Source organism: Actinocorallia lasiicapitis (assembly GCF_054778695.1).
In genome coordinates this window covers 1-3,825 of the sequence record NZ_BAAGZI010000487.1, presented here as the reverse complement: position 1 = coordinate 3,825, position 3,825 = coordinate 1, and the positions used below count along the sequence as shown (strand labels likewise).

At 73.0% G+C, this 3,825-nt stretch carries 4 protein-coding genes; 2 read left to right on the top strand and 2 right to left on the bottom strand.

Translation table 11 applies throughout. The annotated features are described in order from the left end of the window. Window positions 1-1,093 (top strand): ABC transporter permease (locus tag ACYVE7_RS30790; protein WP_460369670.1); only part of this gene is annotated, 1,093 nt, incomplete at its 5' end. A 221-nt stretch (window positions 1,094-1,314) separates the two neighbouring features. Here the strand turns inward: ACYVE7_RS30790 and ACYVE7_RS30785 are convergent. Further along, complete coding sequence (locus ACYVE7_RS30785; protein WP_460369667.1) at window positions 1,315-2,247, bottom strand: hypothetical protein; 933 nt, start codon at window positions 2,245-2,247, stop codon at window positions 1,315-1,317. A gap of 24 nt (window positions 2,248-2,271) precedes the next feature. On the opposite strand from ACYVE7_RS30785, the gene ACYVE7_RS30780 reads away from it, so the two are divergent. Further along, window positions 2,272-2,970, top strand: coding sequence for a PIG-L deacetylase family protein (locus ACYVE7_RS30780; protein ID WP_460369665.1), 699 nt, complete (start codon window positions 2,272-2,274; stop codon window positions 2,968-2,970). 13 nt (window positions 2,971-2,983) lie between these two features. Here ACYVE7_RS30780 and ACYVE7_RS30775 read toward each other — a convergent pair whose 3' ends face one another. Further along, window positions 2,984-3,649: a YidC/Oxa1 family membrane protein insertase gene (locus tag ACYVE7_RS30775; protein ID WP_460369662.1), complete on the bottom strand. Its 666-nt coding sequence runs from the start codon at window positions 3,647-3,649 to the stop codon at window positions 2,984-2,986. Window positions 3,650-3,825 lie beyond the last annotated feature (176 nt).

Here is a 3,825-nt window from a genome sequence, read left to right as displayed (position 1 = left end):
GGCGCGGCCCGTCAGCCTCGGGCTCGGGCTGCCGTTCGCGCGGCCGGGACGGACCGTGCTGACCGTCAGCGCCGTCGCGCTCGGCGTCGCCGCCTGCACCTTCGCGACCGGGCTGGAACGCACCCTCAACTCCTACTTCGTGGACGAGGGCCGGATCGGCACCTACCAGGTCGAGGTCTTCGCCGGCCCGCACGGCCCCGCCGACCCGGCGGAGCTGCGCCGAAGGCCGGGCACCGCCGAGGTGGCGACCGGGTTCAACGAACCGGCCTCGCTGCCGGGCCGGACCGGGCCCGTCCAGCTCAAGGCCTATACCGAGGGCACCGCGCCCTACGGCTACCGGATGACCGGCGGACGCTGGTTCGCCGGTCCTGGCGAGGTCGTCGTCAACTCCGGGCTGCTCAGGGAGACCGGCAGACGGGTCGGCGACAGCCTCGCCGTCAGATTCGGCGACCGCACGACCCTGCTGACGATCACCGGGACCGCGATCCTGGACGGCAACGAGGTGCTGCTCACCGATCCGGCGGCCGTCCGCGCCCTCCACCCCGACGCCGACCCGATGTTCGCCGAGATCGCCCTCACCCCCGGCACGTCGGCGACCTCCTACGCCGAAGCGCTGCGCAGGGACGGGATGTACGCGGAGCCGACCGACGAACGCGGGAACAACACCGAGCTGATCGTGGTCCTGACCCTGATCGGGCTGCTGACCCTGGGCGTCGCCGTGGTGGCGGGGCTCGGCGTCTTCAACACGGTCGTCCTCAACACCAGGGACAGGGCCCGTGATTTCGGGGTGCTCAAGTCGCTCGGCGCCACCCCGCGCCAGGTGCTGGCGATGGTGCTGACCTCGATGGGCGTGCTCGGCCTGCTCGGCGGGCTGCTGGGCGTGCCGCTCGGCCTGGTCGCGCACGAGTACGTGATGCCCGCGATGGCCGATCCGGCCGGCATCATCCTGCCGTACGGGTTCGGCGAGATCTATCCGGTGCCGCTGCTCGCGCTGTTCGTCGGCGCGGGTCTGGGGGTCGCGCTGCTCGGCGCGCTGGTGCCCGCCGGCTGGGCCGCGAAGATCAAGACGGCGGCGGCGCTGCGCTCGGAGTGAGGCGGGACGGCGGCGGGCAGGTGCCGGCAGGCTGAGCACGGCGGCGGGCGCCGACCGTGCGTGCAAGCACCTCGCCCGCCGCCGCCAAGCCCGTCCCCCTCCCGCACGGCGGTGGGAGAGGACGGTGTTTCCTCACGACTCAGAGTCTGGCCGCCCGCACGGGCCCGCGGTAGGCGGTTCCGCCTTGGACCTCATAGAACCGATCTATGAGCCGCCTCGCGTCACAGCCCCTTCGTGAGCGACGCGGTCAGCCGGGTGAGCCGCCGCACCGAAGTGCGGTAGGACGCCCCCGCCGGGTTCAGGGTCAGCACCACCACGATCCACCGGTCGCCGCGGCCGACCAGCCCGGTGGTGTGCAGCACCGGCCGGCCGAGCCCCAGATCGGGCGCGACGGCCGGGACGAACGCGACGCCCCTGGTGCCCGCGCCGCACGGGTAGGGCGGCCGGTCGCCGAAGCCCGACCAGCCCTGCTTGACCGCCCACGGCCGCTTGACCGCCGACGGGATGCCGAAGGACTGGTCGAAGCCGTCCGTGCCGCACGGGGCCGACTTGCGGAGATGGCCGAGCACGACCTTCCGCGTGGCGGGCGACGCCTTCTCGGCCAGGTACCGGTAGGTCTTGGCGATGTCGAGGGCGCTGATCGCGGTGTAGCCCCAGAAACCGGGCCGGGCGGCGGGCGGTGGCGCGGTCTGGGTGAGCGGCACCCGCTTGCGCATCCGGGTGATGATCGCGCCCTTGCCGCCCAGGTTCCAGAAGCGGGTGGCGGCCTTGTCGTCGCTGGAGCGGAGCATCAGCCCGAACGCGCGGGCGTCCGCGGGGGCGACCTTGCCGCGACGCCGCTCCAGATAGTCGATCGCGATCAGCAGTTTCACCACCGACGCCGACCGGACCGTGGCCTTCGCCGACCGCTGGGAGACGATCTTCTTGGTGGTCCGGTCGTACACCACCCAGCGGGCCGACACCCCGGCCGCGACCTGCGGCTTGATCGTCGGCGCGGCCTCGGGAGCGGCCGCGGGGGGAGCGGTCCGCGCCGGGCCGGTGGTGGCCGGAGCGGTGGCCGGAGCCGTGGTGACGGCACGGGCGGGCGTGTCCGTCCCGCCGCACGCCACGGCGCCGGCCAGCAGCACGATCAGGGGGAGCACGCGTACGGTCACGTCCGAAAGATTAGTGTGAACCCCATGGAACCGGTGGAAGAGGACTGGACGACCGCGCTGGCGATCGTCGCCCATCCCGACGATCTGGAGTACGGCGCGGCCTGCGCCATCGCCAAATGGACCGCCCAGGGCAAGACCGTCATCGAGGTGCTGGCCACCCGGGGCGAGGCGGGCATCCAGTCGATGCCGCCCGAGGAGGTGGGCCCGCTCAGGTCGCTGGAGCAGATCGAGGCGGCCCGCAGGGTCGGGGTGGACGTCGTGGAGTTCCTCGACCATCCCGACGGGATGCTCGAGTACGGCCTGCCGCTCCGCAAGGACATCGCCCGCGCCATCCGCCGCCACCGGCCCGACGTGGTGATCTCCGGCAACTTCCGGGACTCCTGGCCGGGCGGCGGCGGCTTCAACATGGCCGACCACCGCGCCCTCGGGCTGGCCGTCGCCGACGGCGTCCGCGACGCCGCGAACCCGTGGGTCTTCCGCGAACTGGCCGAACCGGCCTGGCACGGGGTCCGGTTCACGCTGTTCGCGGGGTCGCCGCAGGCCAACTGCTATGTCGACGTCACCGGGTTCCTCGACAGGGGCCTGTCGGCGCTGAGCGCCCACAAGGTCTACTTCGACAACCTCGACGGCCATGACGGCACCGAGCAGATGATCCGCGCCAACGCCCAGCGGACCGGTCAGGCCGTCGGCGTCACCGACGCGGTCGCGTTCGAACGGCTCTGACCGGCCCGTAGGGTCACGCGGCGAGCACGACCCGCTTCAGCGTGGCCCGCTCGACGGCCGTCCAGACGCCCGAGACGACCAGGTAGATCCCGGCGGCCAGCGGGACGAAGGCCGCGAACACCACGGTGCCGAACGGCAGGAGCCGCAGCACCGGCTGCGGGATCTGCCGGGCGCTCAGCCAGGCCAGCGCCGCCAGCACGGCGAACAGCGCCAGGAACAGCGCGGACGGCCCGGACACCAGGCCCGCGGTGCCCAGCACCCCGATCCACGACTGCCCCAGCGGGACGGTCAGGAAGGTGTGGACGAGCAGCGCGTTGGCCTGCCCGGCGATGGCCGTCCGGGTGAACACCTGGTACAGCACCATGAAGAAGGGGGCCTGCGCCAGGGACGGCAGCAGCCCGCCGGTCAGCTTCACCCCTTCCCTGCGGTAGAGCTCCGAGGTCTCCCTGAGCAGCCGCTCCGGGTCCTTCCCGAACTTCTTCCGCAGTTTCTCCACCTGCGGTGCGAGCGCGGCCCTGGCCTTCTCGGCGCGGGCGGTCCGCACCGCGAGGGGCAGCAGCGCCGCCCGGACGGCCAGGGTCAGCACGGCGATCGCCGCGGCGGGCGGAAGCACGGCCCCCAGCAGGGTCAGCAGCCGGTGGGCGTACTCCACGGGCAGCAGGAACAGATCGAACAGCAAGACGGAACCTCCGACGAAGAGAAGAAAAACGATCAGCGAACGCCGATCAGTTCGTCGGAGCCCTGGGCCTGGGCCGGCCCGCGTGGTCGGGATGGTCGCCGGGGACGAAGACCGTCCGGGCGCGCCTGGTGCGCTGCCGCGCCGTGGCGGCGACGGGCCCCGCGAGGGTGAGCCGG

Coding starts and splice junctions, on each gene's coding strand:
- ACYVE7_RS30780 (WP_460369665.1), top strand. CDS start 2,272: ATGGAACCGGTGGAAGAGGACTGGACGACCGCGCTGGCGATCGTCGCC.